Source organism: Tumebacillus avium (assembly GCF_002162355.1).
In the GTDB taxonomy this organism is placed as follows: Bacteria; Bacillota; Bacilli; order Tumebacillales; family Tumebacillaceae; genus Tumebacillus_A; species Tumebacillus_A avium.
This window is the reverse complement of record NZ_CP021434.1, coordinates 3,838,399-3,857,140: the sequence shown is the minus strand read 5'-3', so window position 1 is coordinate 3,857,140 and position 18,742 is coordinate 3,838,399. Positions and strand designations below refer to the sequence as shown.

The following is an 18,742-nucleotide window of genomic DNA, read 5'->3' as shown; positions in this document are numbered from 1 at the left end:
GACGCATAAGCGTCGGTTAAGGCAAAGCAATTTCTGACAGTCTCTGTTCCGGATCTTCCACAAACGCCTTCAAGATCATTTCAAAATGCAGCAGCAGGCGTTCCACCGTTTCCCGTTTGAACAATTCGGTACTGTACTCAAACGAGCCCACCAGGCGTCCGTCAGCAGTTTCGCCCATCGCGATCGTGAAGTCAAATTTGGACACGTCCATCTCCGCTTCCACCTGATGAATCGTCAGCTCCGGCAACGCCTCCCCGGAGACGGGGAAGTTTTGCAAGATGAACAGAGTCTGGTACAGCGGCGTCTTGCGCTGCATAGCCTCCGAGATCAAAGCCTGCGGGATCATCTGGTGCTCAAACGCCCCCAAGGTCGATTTGCGCATGCGGACGAGCAGTTCTTTGACGGTCGGGTTGCCGCGCAGATCGCCGCGGATCGGCGCATTGCCGATGAAGAAGCCGATCAGATGCTCCAGCTCCTTGCGATAACGCCCGGCGATCGGCGAGCCAACGGTGATGTCATCGCCGCCGCCGTTGCGCAGCTGCATCGTGTTGTACGCGCCAAGCAGCAGCATGAACAACGTGATCCCGTTTTGCGCACAGAACATCTGCAGTTGCTCGGTGAACTCCTTGGAGAAGCCAAATCGCAGGCGGCTGCCCCGCTTATCGAGCAGCTCCGGGCGCGGGAAGTCGGTCGGGAAGCTCGGCACAGCAGCGTCGCCGAGGTGGTTGACCCAGTAGCCCAACTTGCGCTCGTAAAACTCCCCTTGCATCCAGCCGCGCTGCCACGCGGCGAAGTCGGCGTATTGAATCGTCATCTCCGGGAGCGGCGAAGGCTGGCCTTGCACAAATGCCGCATACAGCTTGGAGAACTCGCCGGAGAACACGCCCATCGACCAGCCGTCGGTGATGATGTGGTGCATGTTCAAGATCCAGACATGCTCTTCCTCGCTGAACTTCAGCAGGCACATGTACATCGGTGCCTCCGCTTCCAAGTCAAAATTGCGCTCGGCCTCGATCTGCAAGCGGCGGCGTTCTTCCGCGCGACGCTGCTCGTCGGTCAGCCCAAGCATTTCGATGACGGGCAGAGCCTTCCACTCCGGTGCCAGCACGCGCTGGCGTACGCCTTGACCCGCATCGTAGAGCACGGTGCGCAAGGACTCGTGGCGGCGGATGATCTCATTGAGCACCCGCTCCATCACCGGCACGTCGAGCTTGCCGACGAAGCGCATCGCCGTGGCGATGTTGTAGACCGGCGTGCCCGGCGTCATACGGTCGAGCTGCCAGACGCGCTCCTGTCCCAGCGAGCAGACCAGTTCGCCGTCGCGCGACACCGGCACGATCGGCGGGAAGTCCTCTTCCCGCTTGGCAGTGACCGCCGTTTCGATCAGCTCCGCCATCTCCGCAATGGTCGGCGCTTCAAACATCGCACGCAGCGGCAACTGCAGATCAAACGCTTCATTGATCCGCGAGATCGTCTGCGTCGCCAGAAGCGAATGACCGCCCAGTTCGAAGAAGGAGTTGCGGATGCCGATCCCATCAAGCCCTAAGATCACCTGCCAAATGCGGGTCAGGCGTGTTTCCACTTCATTGCGCGGCGCTTCATACTGCACGCCCGCTCCGTAATCGCCCGAATCGGGCGCAGGCAGCGCACGGCGGTCGACTTTGCCGTTTTGGGTGAGCGGCAGGCTCGGGAGCATGACGAAGGCGGACGGCACCATGTAGTCGGGGAGCAGGTTTTTCAGATAGTCGCGCAGTTCGGCGCTCGTCACTTCTGTCTCTGCTTCACCAACCACATACGCGACCAGACGCTTGTCACCGGGACGGTCTTCGCGAGCCAGTACGACAACCGCCGCGACGGACGGGTGGTCGTTCAGCACGCTTTCAATCTCCGCCAGCTCGATGCGGAACCCGCGGATTTTCACCTGATGGTCGATCCGTCCGAGGAACTCCAAGCTGCCGTCCGGCAGATAGCGCACCAGGTCGCCCGTCTTGTACAGACGCGACCCGTCCGCTTGGAACGGATGGGCGATAAACATCTCTTGGGTCAGTTCAGGGCGGTTCCAATAACCCCGCGCCAGACCCGGGCCGCCGACATGCAGTTCGCCCGGCACTCCAACCGGCACCGGCTGCAGATGACGGTCGAGCACGTAGAGCTCATTGTTGCGAACGGCGCGACCGATTGGCACCACCGCCGGAACATCGTCCGGGTGAGTCATCCAGAAAACGGTCGAAGCGACCGAGTTTTCTGTCGGGCCGTACGCGTTGGCCAGCATGCACTCGGGCAGCTTTTCCAGCACCTTTTTGGCATGCAGGGCGGACATCACGTCACCGCCGACCGACAGGCGTCGCAGCGAACGCATGGAGCTCAGGTCCGCTTCGGCGAGCTGAGGCAGGAGACCTGACGTCAGAAAGGCCATCGTTACCCCTTCCTCGCTGATCACGCGCACAATGTCGTCAATCGTCGGCTTCTCGGCTGGGAAGACGACCAGTTTGGCGCCGTTCAAGAGCGTGCCCCAGATTTCCGGCACCGCCGCGTCAAAGGAGATCGCCGCGAGTTGCATCAGCACATCTTCCGCTCCGGCGATCACGTAGTTTCCGTTTTTCACCAGACGGGCCACGCCGCGATGCGGGATCAGCACGCCCTTCGGCTTGCCGGTCGAGCCCGATGTGTAGATCATGTAGGCGAGATGATCCGGGGTGAGAGCCAGCTCCGGTGCTGCTGCGCTCTCCAGTTCCACCTGCGGCCAGTCGCGGTCGAGGCAGATCACGTCTGCGCCGTGCGCGGGAAGTTCGGCGAGCAGTTTCTCCTGCGTTAGGAGAACGCCGACAGCGCTGTCTTCCAGCATGTAAGCGAGGCGGTCTTTCGGGTACGCCGGGTCAAGCGGCACATACGCCCCGCCCGCTTTGACGATCCCGAGCAGGCCGACGATCAACTCCAAAGAGCGTTCCATGCAAAGCCCGACGAGCACATCCGGCCCGACGCCTTTTTTCTGCAAAGCATGGGCGAGACGGTTGGCCCGCTCGTTCAGCTCGCGGTAGGTCAGCACCGTTCCCTCGAAGGAAACTGCCGGACGGTCGGCGTGCAGAGCCGCCTGCTCCTCGAACAGCTCGGGGATCGTTTTGTCGCGCGGGTACTCCACCGCATTTTGGTTCCATGCGACCAGTTGCTGCTCCGTTTCCGCTTCGGTCAGCATGGGCAGCGAGCCCAATTTTGCATCCGGGTTGGCCGTGATGCCTTCCAGCAGTTTGACAAAGTGGCCGACCATCCGCTCAATCGTCGACTCGTCAAACAGGTCGACCTTGTATTCAAACGACCCGCGAATGCTGCTGCCCGCGCGTTCGATCAGCGAGATGTTCAGATCGAACTTCGCCATGTTCTGCCCCGTCTCCAGCCCGCTCAGCGTCAGGCCGGACACCCGGTACTCCGTTTCCGCGCTGTAATTTTGCAGCGAAAACATCGTCTGGAACAGCGGCGTGCTGCTCATGTTGCGCTCCGGCTGCAGCTCCTCAACCAGCCGCTCAAACGGCAGATCCTGATGGGCATACGCTTCCAGCGCCGTCTTTTTCACGCGCGTCAACAGCTCACGGAACGACAAGTCGCCGGACAGATCGGCGCGCATGACCAGCGTATTGACGAAAAAGCCGATCAGCCCTTCGATCTGCCCGATGTTACGCCCGGCGATCGGCGTGCCGACGGCGATGTCTTCCTGCCCCGTGTAGCGGGAGAGCAGCGCGGCATACGCGGACAGCATGGTCATATACAAGGTTGCGCCTTCCCCTTGCGACAGTTCGGACAACTTGTTGCAAAGGTCTGTGGACAGTGTGAATCTGAGGAACGCCCCGCGACCGCTCTGTGCAGCCTGACGAGGACGGTCGGTCGACAGCTGTAGCACGGGCGGATGATCGCCAAGCTGTTTTTTCCAATAATTCATTTGGCGCTCCAGCACTTCGCCGCTGAGATGATCCTGCTGCCAAGCGGTAAAGTCGACATATTGAATCGGCAGCTCCGGAAGCGGTGACGGCTGGCCGCTGACAAACGCTTCGTACAGCACGCCGATCTCCTTCATCAGCACATTGCACGACCATGCGTCGGAGATGATGTGATGCATCGTGAGCAGAAGGACATGCTCCTCTTCGTCGAGTTTCAGCAGCGAAGTCCGCATCAGCGGCCCTTTCGCCAGATCAAAAGCGCGGTTGGCATCCTCCCCGGCCAGTTTGGACACATGCTCCATGCGCATTTCTTTCGGCAGATGGCGCAGGTCGAGCAACGGCATAGCAAACGGCACGTGCGGCAAGATGACCTGCATCGGTGCGCCGTCTTCCTCGGAGAAGACGGTACGCAACGTCTCGTGGCGCTCGACGATCTCATTCAAACTCTGCGACAAAGCGTCAAGATTCAGCTTGCCCTGCATGCGAACGGCAAACGGTATATTATACATCGGACTCCCCGGCAGCAACTTATCAAGAAACCACAACCGCTGCTGGGCAAACGATGCCGGATAGACAAATACCTCTTCTTCTTCCAAGATTGCTCCCGTCTCTGTCACTTCCATCGTTCAACCTCCTGGCTTTGCAAAATCTCTGAAAACTCTCTCTCCTTTTATTTCTTTAGTAAATGGACATAAACCTTCCTGAAGGAATAAAGTTTGTGGTTGGATCAATAAAAAAGGTTCATGCAATCTCTCCACAAACTGTGGAAAAACCTCATGAACCTAAAAACTCTTCCTCTAAAAGTTTTGAACCTGGGGATTTTGAAAGAAGTTGATTCGTCTGCCATCTACCGAAACAAGCGAGATATAAGTTTCACCCAAATTCTCAAGCGCTGTTTTATAATAGGTAACCGTCTCCCGCAGAGCAGAATCTCGATAGAATCGCACCTCATGCTTAGACAGCACGCTCCCCTCCAGCCGGATAGATTCTACGAGCTGCGCATCATCCAAAGACAAGGGAACTCCTTGAGCCACGACTGCGTAGCAGCACGCGTATTTGTCCCCTTTGTTCAAGTACCGCTCCACCAGATAGAGCGAATCCCCTGAGTGAAAGACCCAATTGCGCGGGGTATACAGCCCTTCCCCTACCTCTGCTTGGCCGAGGTCCTGTATAGATTCTGGCTCCACGTGCACAAGAGCGGCTACCTTTTTAGTCGAGGGTGAAGATTGGAGTAAATCTGTGAAGATGGCTTTTCTAAACAGATCAAACCCCAACGGACTCAATAAAAAAACGAGCAAGAGCACCCCAACACCTGCCAACAGATATGCACGTCTCTTCAAGTACAAGACCTCCCTCTCCATCAAGGAAACAGTTTAATTCTTAACGATCGAAACGTAGTACCAAGTTTCATCATCTCGATATCGAACGTATGCATCGCTCGACGTGTAGTCCCAATGATCGTTGATCATCAAGAAGTTGTCATAGAAGTTGCGCTTAATATACAGGGTATCGGTATAGGTGGTTTTAAATTCTTTTACCCCTTTTACCGTAACTGTATGGTCGACATATGGTTGATCATTATAGCCAAAACTCAAATAGCCCGGCCCGTGGTTCAACAAATATGATTTGATATCGCTGTATGACGGGCTGTAATCTTCCGGATCGTCAGACGTTTGCTGTGTTTTCCCGATCGAATCGGCTCCAGCCTTGAAAAGCGCATCGTTGTTCCACGGATAGACGCCGTCATCTGGTTGTTCAAAATAGCTAGAGTTGATCATAGCGTTGTAGGCGGCTGTCTTCTGAGTAGAAGTCAACGACCAGTAGTACCCCATGATCTCCAAGGAAGAGATGACTGCGCAGTCATTTTCTTTCGTATTCCAACTCGATTGCAATATTTCCGGCACGTAGCGCGAATAGCTGTACAATTGGGTAACGGACAAGTCCCGCAACACGTTATGGTTGTTCGGGTAATAGCGCAACAACCACAAGTTCGGATCAGTGATGTAATCCGAGTCGGAGTTCCCTTCGTTTAAACCTGCCGGATTGAAAGCATCCAGGATTCTCTCTTTGTTTTCTTTCGCCAGTTGTCCCCACTTTTTATTTACCTTCTTCTGAACTTTCTGCACCTTTCCTGCATGCTTTTGTTTTACGGTTTGGATCTTTTGTCCTTTTTTGTTTCCTTCCACTACATTTCCTGCTTCATCGACAGCAAAATGTTCAAGGCCATGTACATAGAGAGCCGCCTTGTCTTCCAGATACGCCTTGTCCACCCCGCTGAAGCTAACCTGTACTACTTCCCCAGTGGCAACATCTGTAATGACACACCCGTCGTTGATCACAACCATCACTTCAGCCAGTTCACCTAACAAATTATAAATCGGTACGACACGCTCGACTTGGAAACGTCCCTCTGCAAATCGTTGATGCCAATCGGCGGATTCTTCCCCCTTTGCGGCCACCATGGAGACGCTTTCGAGTATCCCAATCGCAGCCGCATCGGAAATCAACTCCAAAGCATCGCTCTGCAATTGCGCTGCCATCTTTTTTGGAATCAAACTTTCAATGCTGGTCACCTGTTGAGGTTGCGTTTTCAGAACAGCATGCGTAGGAGCGGATGCCCATACGTTGACAGGGCTCATAGTGACTGTCACAAACAAGGAAGCCAGCATGAATTTCTTCATATTATTCATTATTTTACCTCCTAAGTATAAGTATATTGTTACTACTGCCCTATAATGTCCGTAAATTGACAGGCTCTGCTGTCCAAGAATTGACGAAAAAGATGACCGCGTGAGCGATGTTAAACCTGAAAGAAAAAACGGGAGAATCAAGTCAATTCTCCCGCGATTACCCGTTTCACCATGTGGTCGTCAATGATTCGATGCTTATTTGCTGCTCCATAGATCAGACTATGTGTGGCAGCCTTATTAACCAAGCGAATCGTACCACTTGAATAACGATAGATCTCATCGACCGCACCATCCGTGAAAATGTCACGGCTAACGCCCGCATATTCCAGATGACGAGCTATGTACGCCCCAACCTGTGCGCGGTCGTAGTGAACCAGTTTGCACTGTAGATCAATCCTTTGCCGAATGGCCGTAAACATCTGGAGTTGAAGGCGATCCCACAGTTCATTTTGTCCGACCAGGATCAGAGCCATTGGACTCTGGGCATCCATTTTGAAGTTCAGCAGAAACCGTACTTCTTCAAACATTTCTTTGTCTAGCAGATGCGCTTCATCGACCACCACGACTGGTTGCAGGCGATGAATCCCCCGCATCAGCTCAATTTCCCGATGCAGTTGTCTCTTGCTGTCCCCTCGATAAAACTTCGCTTCACACCCCAACTGTTCAAGCAATCCCTTGTAAAAATGGCGAGGCGTTAGCTTTGAATCGGATAGGTACAACAGTTTAAATCTCGATGTGTCGAGCACATCCGCGAATCGGCGGATGGTCGTTGTTTTACCAGTTCCGCAATCGCCGGTCACAACGGAGAACCATTGCCTTTCGGCCGTATATTCCAATCTCTCAAGCGTTTCTTCCAAAACATCCGACGCATACAGCTCATGGGTAGGCATATCACGAGAAAAAGGGGTTCTCGCCATTTCATAAAACGCCTCAAACATCTCGCTTCGCCTCCTCCCGAATTTTGCGGAATGAGACGGCGCGTGTTTGACGTTCTTTCCTGACTTGATTCTTCTTCTCCGCAGCGTCCAGTAACCGTGAACCTTCGACTATAAGCGGTTCAATTGTCGACGGGATAGAGGGGCGTCTTCCTGCCCATTCACCTATGATCAGTTCTTTCGCCTGCCACGGTGTATGGCTGCCATACTCAATTGTAATCGTCGAGATGTCACGCGGGTCGTAGACGACTTCAACCTTTTGTCCAATGAAAGAAAGCCCGACCTCGTATTTCTTCCCCATAAAACTAATACAGCCAGCCTTGTCCACTTTTCTCGTTTCGCTGTGTAAAAACGCATCCGCAATGAGAGATTCCTCGGCGAGCCGGAGCGGCGTCGAGCCGCTTCGAAATGCCACCTGCGGGCTAGAATTGTCATCGAGTGCGGAATGGGGTTTGGTCTGGTAACATTCGGTGAGCCAAACTTGGAACAACAGATTGAGCTGGTCGAGTGTCTGGGGCTTTTCAAGCGCAGCTTCCGTTAGGAAACTGTCTATGACCCGGTTGAAGCGCTCGATTTTCCCTTTGGATTCGGCTGCATATGGCCTAGTAAAGCGAAGACGTATGCCAAGTTTTGCACATGTACGAGTCATACTTTTGGTTCGAAATTGCTTGCCGTTATCAAAGTAGACAGAATCAGGTACGCCATTTGTTTGTATTGCGAAACGGAAGCAGTCTTCTACGATCGTTTGGTCGAGTGTTGGATAGAAAGCCGCATGCAACACATAACGAGTCGCATCGTCGATGAACGCAACGAGATAGACTTGCTTGTTGGCTCCGCCTTCACCAATCGGTAGATACGGCCCGAATTTTATGTCAGCTTGCCACAGTTGGTTACGCTGTTTGTGTTGAAAGCGTCTGGCCGCAAGGCCAGAGGTTGAGTATAGTCGCATGTGGCGAGTGCTGTAGCCGTTCTCCATCAATTTTTCCTGCAAGGTGCTGCGCTTGATCTCACCGGGCTTCGCTAAACCTTCCCACTCCAAGATCTGAATGATTTGTGCAACACTGCGGCTGGGTACTTCTCGGCGAAGCAGGATGGCTTGCTCAAGGAGATAGGGAGTAATTGCTTCGGCTGTTTGCCTTTGACCCTTCCCTTGAGGTCGAAGTCCGGCGAAACCTTCGGCCCGGTAGGCAGATAGATAACGACGGAGAGTTCTTTCGGATAAGCCGGTTTGTTCACAAATGGCTTTCTTCAGCTCTTTGGCTTTTCCAGGGTCAATACCATCGGCCAACAGAGGAGAGATCAACTGCATCCGTTCGACGGCGATCTCTTCTGCCTTTTTGTCGTTTTTCATAGGAATCTACAGTCCTTTCCAATAGGATGTAGATTCACGATACCTTAGGGAATCGCGGACAAGAAGGCGAAACGGGTATGTACCCATAATTGAGAATGAACGATGGGTCGGACAACTCTCGCCAGCCAACCTGCCTCTTGTCCAACGTAATGTCCGATCCTTTGGAGTGCAGACGGTGAAGGTACGGACAATGGCTCCACCGGATTTTCTTGACGCGCTGCAACCGTTGATAAACAATTAACCCAGTATTGCCAGCACACCTTGAACCAAATGTGCCAGCGATACAGGGTTGATTCATCAGCGGCTACGTCTGAGGTCTGCGCCTGAGACAAGACTGCTTCAAGGCATTCGGCTTCATAACGTTTATAAGGAACGAGCAGGTCCGGCAACTCATGATGGATCTTCCCGCACCCCTTGCAACGCAAACGACGAATGATATAGGTGACCCGTTCACTGGTTGGCTTACGCCCAATGCGACTCCTGCTACCGATCACGAACAGTTCATGCTCACAGACAGGGCAGATATGCTGCTCTGCACTCCTAACGAAAAACACCACGTTTTCTATTTTCTTCGAGCCCATAATTTGATAAAATGATCATGCGATTTTTTGGGACGACTCTGGTGCAACTGTTAGCGCAGCGGCACATCATACAGAGTCGTCTTTTTCCTTTTTTTAATTTGTACGTGGTCATTATATCCGTCAATTTTTGGACAGGCAATAGCGTCAGCTTTTGGTCAATTGGCATTGGCTGTAACAGTATATTCCAAACCTAATCGTAGAAATCACGCTGACCTCATCAAAAAACATCAAAGGGAGAAGGATCAATGACATCCCCCCTGTCATTGATCCTTCTCCCCAATCCTCCCATCAAATAAAATTGCGATTTCATGGACATAAAAAAGCCACCTTCAGTAGTGGCTTTTTTATCACAATTGAATGGTTTTGTATCATAATTCAATAAACACATTGTAGCCAATCTTATGGACTGAAATATCCGGACTGATCTTAATTTTCGCTCGACTTTTTCTACTCAAGAGTATTACTTCCGTAGTTACATTGTTTTCTTCTATCTCAGCCGAATATACATTATATTTAAATAAAATATTTAATATAGGATTAATGTACAAAATGTCATTTTTGATATATACATAACCAATTATGCACGTTAATAAGACCACAGTACCAATTCCGTCAAACTGTGTCATATTAAGAGTTATAAAAGGGAATATATATACCGCAAAATAGTTCGTTATGTAGTTGCTATTGATGTTATTTACTCTCTTGATTCTAAGAGAAGACTCCAAATTTTTGGTTGATTTTGTTTTGCGCAATACGAGATATAAAATCAAACACAGAATTATACTGAAAAGCAATAGCAGTAGTACATACCAAAAATAATCAGACCGTAGTAAATACAGCCAAGACCTCATATTCTTTAAGCTAATTTTGACATCATTTGGCTGGTCATTTACCGACGCTTTAATCAATTGCATCATTAAAATGAAGATCAATGGGATATACGATGAAAGGAACAAGACTAGTTTAATACCGGCGAACAAAAAACGTTGAATTTTTCCTTTCATGCTGCCCTCCCTACCTCGCCTCCACTACTTTGGTATCACTCGCAAGGTACTTTTCTTTGTCAAGAGCGCCAATTACACATGCTCCTCTTATTAATGTTATAATATCTGAAACAGGACTATCCTCGTCATATACGATTTTTCCACCCTCCAATTTAACATTCAACGAAAAATCATCTACCACACTTTGCACATTGTGCATGTTTCTTTTTAATGTTTCGAATCTTTCATCAGTAATAATCTTCACCAAACGTCTTGTAAGGGTATCACTATTCAGACAGTTACCAACAAATACATCAAAATTCTCTATTACATCTAATTCCTTCAGTGTTTCAATTGATTCAGTGACAACTTTTTGATAGCTACTACTATAGTTAAAAAAACGCTCAAATTGCCCTTTATTGAGGATGTATAAAATATTGTTTAGCGAAAAAGCATGTGTCTCATTGTCGACAGTAACAATATCACTATCCAGTTTATTATAAACGTCACCCACTATTGTCATTAGAATGCTTTGTTTTAACACTTTCGGGTAGGCAAACTTTTTAAAAAATATTGCTTCTTTTACTGAGTTGTTTCCGTACCTGATACAAATACAATAACCCCATATATCATCAAAATCCAGTTCGGAAACAGATTCTGAAAATGTGCTTGTTACAGCAGCATGGATGTTATCGTAATTATTTACTTCCGATACTGGTAAACATTCTAGCATTCCTACTTCGGTAATTGTAGGATTGAACGGTACACAATCAAGTCCCCTTACCTTCTGGATAATACTATCCAAAATAAGATCCTTAATTTCCATAGGCATATCATTAGCCAATGGAACATTAAACGCTACATACTCATTCGTGTCAGGTTTTCTCACACGAACTAAGTACTTCATTTTGATGTTTTGACACTCATTTTTAACCTTAATTAATTCCTCCACCATATACCCTCCCTGATTTTCTTCGATGACTAATCATCTTTTTCTTTATATTTGCTATGTCTATGGTAAATCCTTCTTTTTACAAAATGAAAAATGACTTTTCTAAACTTGCTAATATTCCAATTTTATGGGAATAATTAAAGCCATCCAACGGATGGCAAATGTAGTCAAGAAGCGTCTTTCTGTTCTTCATACTCGTTTACGATCTTGTAGAAGGAGTTTTTCTTTAGATTCAACTTCGACATAAATTCGACCGCAGTTATTTCAGCATTTTTCCAACATAGATAGAACTGATATAGTACCTTTCGTTGCTCCTTTGACAAGGTATCCAGATTCAGGGTAGGGCTTTGAGTCTCACCTTTTACTGTTGCCCTGTCGCCCCCCCACAACCAACGCATACAGCCCTTCTCGCTCCGCTGACGATGATCTACAGACGCGCCCGTACAGACCTAACCCCGCCCAACACACCATACAGAGCCTTCTAGATGGCGGTATCCTAATTCCGTTGTCGGTGATCATCAGGCAAATTGACAAAAACACAAGTAAACATCGGGGAAAAGACCGGCTCTCCATAATTGTTATCGAGGACAATAACACGGGCTGCTGGGGAGGTTAGACTTACCCTACCTTCCTGACTCTCTGCCGTTCCCCGTGACCATACAAAAAAGCGACCCGCTAGGATCGCCCTGTTTACTCCTGTACCGCAGTCACAACTTCATTTTCAAGGTACTCGTATCTGTTCAGAAAATGCACCCAATGTTCGGATACACCTGCCGCTGTAGTCGTCTTGTTGATCCGCTGTGGTTCCCCTCACTTGGTTGCAAGAACCTCGTCTTTTGTACTTTCATCCAGAATCAGATGAAAAATTTATTTGTTCGCTAACGATCTTTGCCTTTGCTTGCTTTTCTGTCTCAGCTTCAAACTCATGCCCACACCATATCCAAACACCTTGCCTCGTCACGCTCTTATACATGTATCCCCAGATGCCATTCACACCGATCATGACACCGACTCTTTCCCATAAAACACCGTCCGACAAACCCTCTACGCCGAAAATACGCTCTTCAAGTTTGGTCATCGCTAGAGAGAAATTGGGTGCTTCTACTCGATGACCGCGAAAGTACCAGCGATCTCGATGTTTTTTATGAATGTACAGGCAACCTGCTAAATTCCCGATTCGTACCTTTGTGCGGGAATAACTTTCCCAGTTCAACCTTTCATACGTGTTCATCAACTCTACTTTCACAGGACGATCCCACGCCGCTCTAATTGTCCCATCATGTATTGATGAAACCGTTCCATTCGCTCAAATGCTGCACGGTGATCCCCCTTGTCGCTCAGATACCGGCATACGTGCAGCGTGATCTCTTCCAACTCCGCAAACTTGCCATACTGTTCAAAAATCCTCACGGCGCTGTCGAGGTGTTCTTGTCCCTTTATCTCATCGTTACTTTGAAAATAAACAAACGACAAGACCCAGTGAACTGTCCCCATTGTGGAATCAGCATCAGAAAGCCGCCTTTTCGCCTTTTCAGCGTATGCCCAGGCTTCATCAAGCTCTTGGTTCTCTAAGCAGATGAGTCCAAGATCAGCATAAACCTTTCCGGCACTTGATTTTTCGTCATTTCGTTCGAACTGCTCTACAAGGGTTAACAATTTTTGAACGGACAGCCACCAATTACTCGCTCCACGCTCAAGCATGATCAAACGGTGTTGCATCTCTCGCCGCTGTTTCTCGTTGGCTTGTTCCTCTAACAACACACACGCCTTTGTCGCATACTCTTCTGCCTGTTCGTACTTCTTTTGCCGATCATACACCGTTGCAAGTCTCAGGTACGTGGTTGCTCGATCTTCGCCGTTGGATTGGTTCAAAAGCAATGCCTTTTCGTAATACTGGGACGCTTCTGCTACCTTACCAACCTTTTCGTGGAGGACAGCAAGTTGCATCAAAACTTTCGCATGGAAGTCCTCTTCGATCTCCTCGACCTTTTGCAGTTCATCCCAAGCCCTGCTCGTATGGAAAAGGGCAATCGGATATTCGCTTTTCAAAGCCGCCACTTTGCCCATTTGTAGCAATACCTCAGAAGCTAGGCGATCCTTCTGACCGTTGTTGACCAGTTGATACAACTGATTCAAAACCTTCTCCGCTTCCAGCACATTTTCCATTTCAATGTGACAAAGCGCAAGTTCCAAAAGCAACCCCTCTGTTGGAATCCGATGTAGCGAGACTTCTAAGAGATCATTTAACAACGGAATCGCGGTCTGATACTCTTTTGCTCGAACCATGCTCATAGCCATCTTGTATTTGCTGAAATGTTCGAGTTCGAGATTCACATCTTTCAAAAGTTCCTCAAGCGGAACATCCAGACGGGCAGCAATAGCCACCAAAACTCTGTAAGATGGGCGAGCTCGATCTGATTCAATTTGCGAGATCATGCTTGAAGTTATTAACCCTTTGGCAAGCTCCATTTGGGTAAGCCCCTTTTTCAAGCGAAGCTCTCTGATCTTGCTACCTAACGACATTTGGAGTGACCCCCTTTACTTGGTAAAACGGTTTTCTTCTTCTGCAATATTCTTTATGTCAATCTAGGAAACCGCTTATAACGCTATGTTAAGGGGTTTGCACTCAGTAATAAATATTGAATTGCAAGACAAACGAGACTTGATCATTCATCACGTTTACACAAAGAAAAACCCTAGCTTGGCTAGGGTTTTTTTAAGAGTTTTCCTTGTCACTATGCTGTATAAGAGACGATACCATGTTGCCTAGGAGTCTCGAAGATAGCATCCTTTAGTTGATCATCTCCAATTGTCATCGGTTCGGGACCCATGTTGGTAGCCACAGAGATTCCGATACTCATGGGACCCGGCCCCGTGTAGTCAGCGTTATGCTGTTTTGACAGAGCTGCCGTCCAAAAAACAGAACCAACGAGAGCAGCGCAAACCATGATCTTGACGAGTCTTTCCATCATTACACCTCCGGATTGGCGAATATGTCGAGAGAGTACCTTAACAGGTCACTGATACGTCTTGAAAGCTGGATCGCCTCATTTGTATCACCGAGTTTTAAGTAAGAGTCCACCGCAATCTCTAAAGAATCAGCTTCGTCTCTCTTAACCCCTATTTTACCGTAGAGTTCCGACGAATTAAACGACATTTCAATTGCTTCAGAATATTTGCCTATGGTGTATAACGACCTTGCCAAAACTCTGTAGTAAAAGGCATAGACGTTATTATGGTCATACTCAGGAAGCTCAACCGAACGTAACACTTGTTGCGCTTCCACTAGAAACTTCTCAGCCTCTTTGTAACGACCATTCTCTAAGTGAATCTCCGCAATTCGCACATAGGTATAAACAACCATATTCCAACTCTGTAACTCTTTGAAGTTGTCAATACACTCCAGAAGCTGTTCGATCGCAAGGTCAAATTCGTTTAAGGCTGTCACCGTGCTTGCGAGGTTGTAGCGAACATGTTGCGCCAGTACGAGGTGGTTATGCGATTTATATATGACAAAAGATTCGTTCAAATACCTCTCCGCTAGTTCCATTTTGTTTAGATCACGATAACATTGTCCCTGTCTAAAAAGGGTGTCGGCTAATTTGATGTGGTCGGAAATGTCACGGAAGTATCGTTCTGCATTTTCGAGATGTTCTGTTGCTTCCGAAGGCTTTTTCAGCCAACTGCATATCATCCCGAGGTTATAGGATATTTTCGCCGCCAGTTCGTCAAAGATAGCGAAAGTTAAAGACAACTGATGCGCCCTAACATAATGTGCATGTGCATGGGTGATGTTGGAGGCAAGAAAGTAGGCATTACCTAAACGGTTAAATACATCTGCAATAAGATGTTCGTCTCCTTGGAATTTTTCTAGGCTTGTACGAAGTTCAGAAAGCAGGGTAATAGCTTCCTCGGTACGCCCCGTCCTCATATATGATTCAGCCTTGAACAAGATAACATCTTGCTTTTGATGCTCAAGGAGATCACCACGCTTTTCTAGGTCAGCAATGTGTTTCAATGCATAGTGGTACTCTTTCCGTTCTACGAAAATTTTCACAATCATGACTTGGGTACTGATCTCCAACTCAGCGGAGAAATCAATCAGTTCATGGAACGGGATACCAAGCGCGTCCGCGACACGTTGAAGTTTATCGGGCGACGGAGTAAAGACTCCACCTTCGACCTTGCTTATCGTTGACGGTGACACATCCGCCTTTTCAGCAAGCTCCTTTTGGCTTAATCCTCTTTCTTCTCTATATGTTCTGATTTTTTCACCAATATTCCCCTTACCGTCAATCACCATTTTATATGAACCTCCCGGATTTTTCGCCATTTCTGATAATTATAACAAAAACACGATTGAACGAGAAGACTCAGTTGTAATCACCGTGGCTAATATTTACTAATTTTATATTTACCTTTACGCAAACTTTTTACTAGGTGGTGAACTCTGGTACGATTGGTGGATCTATCTTCTTGGAGTATGGAGATCGGTTTTATTTGTAACTATCATGGTATTGGAGCATCGGTTAAAGTACCCTCGAAACCGCAGAAGACTGTAGCAACATCAGTTTCTTTCGGTCTATGATGTCAAGCTATCTGACCTTATTAGTGTCCATTGCCCCCTAGCAATACAAGTGTTGATGATCCTCAGCACACCCTCCAAGGCTCGTGAAGGTGGCTCTACTAGTTAATGGCTGTCGTTGGTTGGATTAGTTTCTTGGAGGGCTATATGAGCCACTGGGGAATTGTACAAAGTTGGGCAGCGCGATTTTTGAAAACGGGTCGTGTATAGTAAATGACTCACCGCTCAGGTTGGTCGATGATTCAGAACGGTAATTGGTCATCCTCAACATGGTACTTACTCAGTATCTCGTCATACTGTTCATTCATAAGAACTCTTCGGGCGCCAAAACACAGTCACCTGCTCGTCTTCATACACGGTCTCGCCACGCCACTTGGGCTGTACAGTCAAGGTCTCTCCGCAATGAGGTGAAAATGCACCTGCATCACTTCTTGCCGCGGACCGCCGTTCTAGCGGAAAGACATAGCTCTCAATTTCCTGCCCTTTCGCCGCCATCTGCGCTGCTTCCAACAATGCCGGGAACAACGTCCGATGCTTCAAGCGTAGACACCGCCCGTTTCGGAACGAACAGCATGTGCCGAGAGTACGAAGGTTTCGGATGATAAAACCCGATCACGCGCGGCGACACGAACACTTTTTTGACCGGAAGCAGCCCGCTCCCATATTGAAACCCCAAGCAGACGATTCTGCTTAATGATGATTTTGCCAACTTACACAGCCACTTTGCGATCATGTTCTGCTCCTTCAAAAAAGAGCAGTTCACCCGTTCTCCAAGCGTCAGAAACTGCTCTTCTAAATTACCTCACCAAAATCATCATCTCCGGATCATTCCGGTGGCGCCTTGTAATAATCCACTGCCTTCTCAATATACGAATGGAAATCCGGGCACTGAATCCCAGCCGCCCCTAACACGCGCTGCGCTTCCGCCGAATCATACTCGGCCCGGCAGGAGAAGTACGCGATCGTCTCCTTCTCCACTTTCACAAACCGGCGAAACGCCCCGATCGACAGCGCCGAGGAGATCTTCGACGCCGGGAGTGTAAAGAGCGGCTTTTCCCGACCAGCTCCTGGCAGATGCGCTCGTACACTTCACGTGCGCGGTACGGGTACGGATCGGTCAGATGGAACACGCCGTTCGCCTCCGCTCCCGCATGAGCGAGTTACACCGTTGCCGCTTCGATATAGTCGATCGGCACGAGGTTGATCCTAGCTTCCGATGCCCCGACATAGGGCAGCGGGAACTGGGAGAACGCATCCAGAAAGCGCATGACAAAATACGACCCGTCAAACTTCACCGTCTCACCCGTCTTCGAATCTCCCATCACGATGCCCAGCCGGATGATCGTCACAGGGAGATCATCCCGCAACTTCTGCACGATCCGCTCCGCCTCATACTTCGTGGACTCGTAATGGTTCTTAAATCCCTTCCCCAACTCCAGCTCCGTCTCCAAAATCTTTCCCGTGCGGTCGCCCGACACATAGGCGGTGGAAAAGTAGATCAGGCGTTGAAAGTTGTGCAGGCGTCTGACAAACTTCCCGACCTGCTCCGTGCCGATGACGTTGACGCGGTAGGCGATGTCCTGCGCTCGTCCAGATACTCGTCCTCGATCGCGAGGTTCGCTTCGTGCGATCAGCACAAACTGCTCCGGCGTGCCCGTTCCCGCCGCACAGAGGTCGCGCATGGCGGCTTGTGCTTTTTCCAACTGGCTGAGATGCACCAGCAGCTCAAAGCTTGCAGACTCGTCCCGTCTGACCAGCCGCGTGATTAGTCGGCTGTCGATAAAGCCTGGGAAACCGGTGAAAAAATACGTGTTCTGCACCTATACCCTCTCCGTCATGGCAGCCGGCAGCAATATCTCCACCACCGTCCCCATGTCGACGACGCTGGTGACACCGATCATGCCTTCGTGCAGCACCATCAGCCCGAGGACGGTGCCCTTTTCCTTGTGGTGTAAAACGGTTCGCCAAACTTGGGAATCCGCAATTCCAAGATGCCGCATCCGGTGTCGGTAAAGCACAGCATCACCTATACCATTGGTGAGAACTAGCAAGTTGCAACGAAACAAAAGAATCCTTTTACTTAGCCCACTACTTACTGACGATCTAACATTCCTATTTATTAAAAATGCCCATCTACATATTGTAGACGGGAATTTCTCATAGTATTTTGATAGAGCAAAACATGCATATCGAAACCGCGTGTGCATTAAAAAGCTGGTGAGAAATCTCTCACCAGTTTTTTTCTTACTGAACGGCTTCCCAAGAAAGCAGACCATCTTTTGCTAAATAGACATAACCGTGCCATTTTTCAAGTTGCCCTCCCGGAAGGTCCTGCAACTTGGTTCTTTCCTTGATAAACCACTTCTCATGTGCTTGAAAGGTCTTATCTGCCTCGTAGGTCACTTCAAGGGTAGCAACTTTATCGCTTTCCGTGGTATTCTCCACTTTCAAATTGCCCCAGCCCTGCGTTTGAGGAAATTCACGGTACACGTAATCAGCCGGTTCTTCCCGCGGAATCAGGAACAACACCAAAGCTGCGAACTCGCCAACAAAAAAGAGTCCATGCGGTCTCTCCGCAATCAGTGGAAAACCCTCATGAAACCTTGCTGTTTAACGTTTGGCGGAGAGGACAAGATTCGAATCTACGTGGGGTTGCCGTTATGATCACTTTGATACTTTCGATTATGCGAGTCCTCAATTTTGACCAAACAGTTCAGGAACTCTGGTTCCCCTCTC

At 49.1% G+C, this 18,742-nt stretch carries 15 protein-coding genes; all 15 read right to left on the bottom strand.

What is annotated here, in order from left to right:
• Window positions 1-16 precede the first annotated feature (16 nt).
• Window positions 17-4,552 (bottom strand): non-ribosomal peptide synthetase, encoded by a 4,536-nt coding sequence (locus CBW65_RS18620; RefSeq protein WP_087458103.1) that lies wholly within the window; start codon window positions 4,550-4,552, stop codon window positions 17-19.
• A gap of 174 nt (window positions 4,553-4,726) precedes the next feature.
• Window positions 4,727-5,269, bottom strand: a complete 543-nt coding sequence (locus CBW65_RS18615; protein WP_087458102.1) for a hypothetical protein — start codon at window positions 5,267-5,269, stop codon at window positions 4,727-4,729.
• A 33-nt stretch (window positions 5,270-5,302) separates the two neighbouring features.
• A complete protein-coding gene (locus CBW65_RS18610) occupies window positions 5,303-6,619 on the bottom strand; it encodes a hypothetical protein (RefSeq protein ID WP_087458101.1) in 1,317 nt (438 codons plus the stop codon).
• A 137-nt stretch (window positions 6,620-6,756) separates the two neighbouring features.
• Window positions 6,757-7,557 (bottom strand): ExeA family protein, encoded by an 801-nt coding sequence (locus CBW65_RS18605; protein ID WP_087455883.1) that lies wholly within the window; start codon window positions 7,555-7,557, stop codon window positions 6,757-6,759.
• On the bottom strand, window positions 7,550-8,905 hold the full coding sequence (locus tag CBW65_RS18600; RefSeq protein WP_087455884.1) for a DDE-type integrase/transposase/recombinase: 1,356 nt from the start codon (window positions 8,903-8,905) through the stop codon (window positions 7,550-7,552). Before CBW65_RS18600 ends, CBW65_RS18605 begins: the two co-directional genes overlap by 8 nt.
• 44 nt (window positions 8,906-8,949) lie before the next feature.
• A complete protein-coding gene (locus CBW65_RS24925; protein ID WP_232463330.1) occupies window positions 8,950-9,486 on the bottom strand; it encodes a DUF6431 domain-containing protein in 537 nt (178 codons plus the stop codon).
• 1,014 nt (window positions 9,487-10,500) lie between these two features.
• Window positions 10,501-11,421 carry a Kiwa anti-phage protein KwaB-like domain-containing protein gene (locus CBW65_RS18585; RefSeq protein ID WP_157722055.1) on the bottom strand — a complete coding sequence of 307 codons (921 nt, stop codon included), beginning with the start codon at window positions 11,419-11,421 and terminating at the stop codon, window positions 10,501-10,503.
• Between the two features lie 844 nt (window positions 11,422-12,265).
• Window positions 12,266-12,667 (bottom strand): hypothetical protein, encoded by a 402-nt coding sequence (locus CBW65_RS24350; RefSeq protein ID WP_157722054.1) that lies wholly within the window; start codon window positions 12,665-12,667, stop codon window positions 12,266-12,268.
• Window positions 12,664-13,944, bottom strand: coding sequence for a helix-turn-helix domain-containing protein (locus tag CBW65_RS18575; RefSeq protein ID WP_087458097.1), 1,281 nt, complete (start codon window positions 13,942-13,944; stop codon window positions 12,664-12,666). Before CBW65_RS18575 ends, CBW65_RS24350 begins: the two co-directional genes overlap by 4 nt.
• A gap of 448 nt (window positions 13,945-14,392) precedes the next feature.
• Window positions 14,393-15,724: a helix-turn-helix transcriptional regulator gene (locus tag CBW65_RS18565; RefSeq protein ID WP_198299655.1), complete on the bottom strand. Its 1,332-nt coding sequence runs from the start codon at window positions 15,722-15,724 to the stop codon at window positions 14,393-14,395.
• Between the two features lie 751 nt (window positions 15,725-16,475).
• A complete protein-coding gene (locus CBW65_RS18560) occupies window positions 16,476-16,739 on the bottom strand; it encodes a hypothetical protein (protein WP_157722053.1) in 264 nt (87 codons plus the stop codon).
• 92 nt (window positions 16,740-16,831) lie between these two features.
• Window positions 16,832-16,990, bottom strand: coding sequence for a hypothetical protein (locus tag CBW65_RS24920; protein ID WP_232463366.1), 159 nt, complete (start codon window positions 16,988-16,990; stop codon window positions 16,832-16,834).
• 176 nt (window positions 16,991-17,166) lie between these two features.
• Window positions 17,167-17,826 (bottom strand): SDR family oxidoreductase, encoded by a 660-nt coding sequence (locus CBW65_RS24915; protein WP_232463365.1) that lies wholly within the window; start codon window positions 17,824-17,826, stop codon window positions 17,167-17,169.
• Window positions 17,827-18,006: a hypothetical protein gene (locus CBW65_RS24605; protein ID WP_198299863.1), complete on the bottom strand. Its 180-nt coding sequence runs from the start codon at window positions 18,004-18,006 to the stop codon at window positions 17,827-17,829. It abuts the gene before it with no gap.
• A gap of 244 nt (window positions 18,007-18,250) precedes the next feature.
• Window positions 18,251-18,538, bottom strand: a complete 288-nt coding sequence (locus tag CBW65_RS18545) for a hypothetical protein (protein ID WP_087458092.1) — start codon at window positions 18,536-18,538, stop codon at window positions 18,251-18,253.
• Between the last annotated feature and the right edge of the window lie 204 nt (window positions 18,539-18,742).

Coding starts and splice junctions, on each gene's coding strand:
- CBW65_RS18575 (WP_087458097.1), bottom strand. CDS start 13,944: ATGTCGTTAGGTAGCAAGATCAGAGAGCTTCGCTTGAAAAAGGGGCTT.
- CBW65_RS18610 (WP_087458101.1), bottom strand. CDS start 6,619: ATGAATAATATGAAGAAATTCATGCTGGCTTCCTTGTTTGTGACAGTC.
- CBW65_RS24605 (WP_198299863.1), bottom strand. CDS start 18,006: ATGCGGCATCTTGGAATTGCGGATTCCCAAGTTTGGCGAACCGTTTTA.
- CBW65_RS18605 (WP_087455883.1), bottom strand. CDS start 7,557: ATGTTTGAGGCGTTTTATGAAATGGCGAGAACCCCTTTTTCTCGTGAT.
- CBW65_RS18600 (WP_087455884.1), bottom strand. CDS start 8,905: ATGAAAAACGACAAAAAGGCAGAAGAGATCGCCGTCGAACGGATGCAG.
- CBW65_RS24925 (WP_232463330.1), bottom strand. CDS start 9,486: ATGGGCTCGAAGAAAATAGAAAACGTGGTGTTTTTCGTTAGGAGTGCA.
- CBW65_RS18620 (WP_087458103.1), bottom strand. CDS start 4,552: ATGGAAGTGACAGAGACGGGAGCAATCTTGGAAGAAGAAGAGGTATTT.
- CBW65_RS18560 (WP_157722053.1), bottom strand. CDS start 16,739: ATGATCGCAAAGTGGCTGTGTAAGTTGGCAAAATCATCATTAAGCAGA.
- CBW65_RS18565 (WP_198299655.1), bottom strand. CDS start 15,724: ATGGTGATTGACGGTAAGGGGAATATTGGTGAAAAAATCAGAACATAT.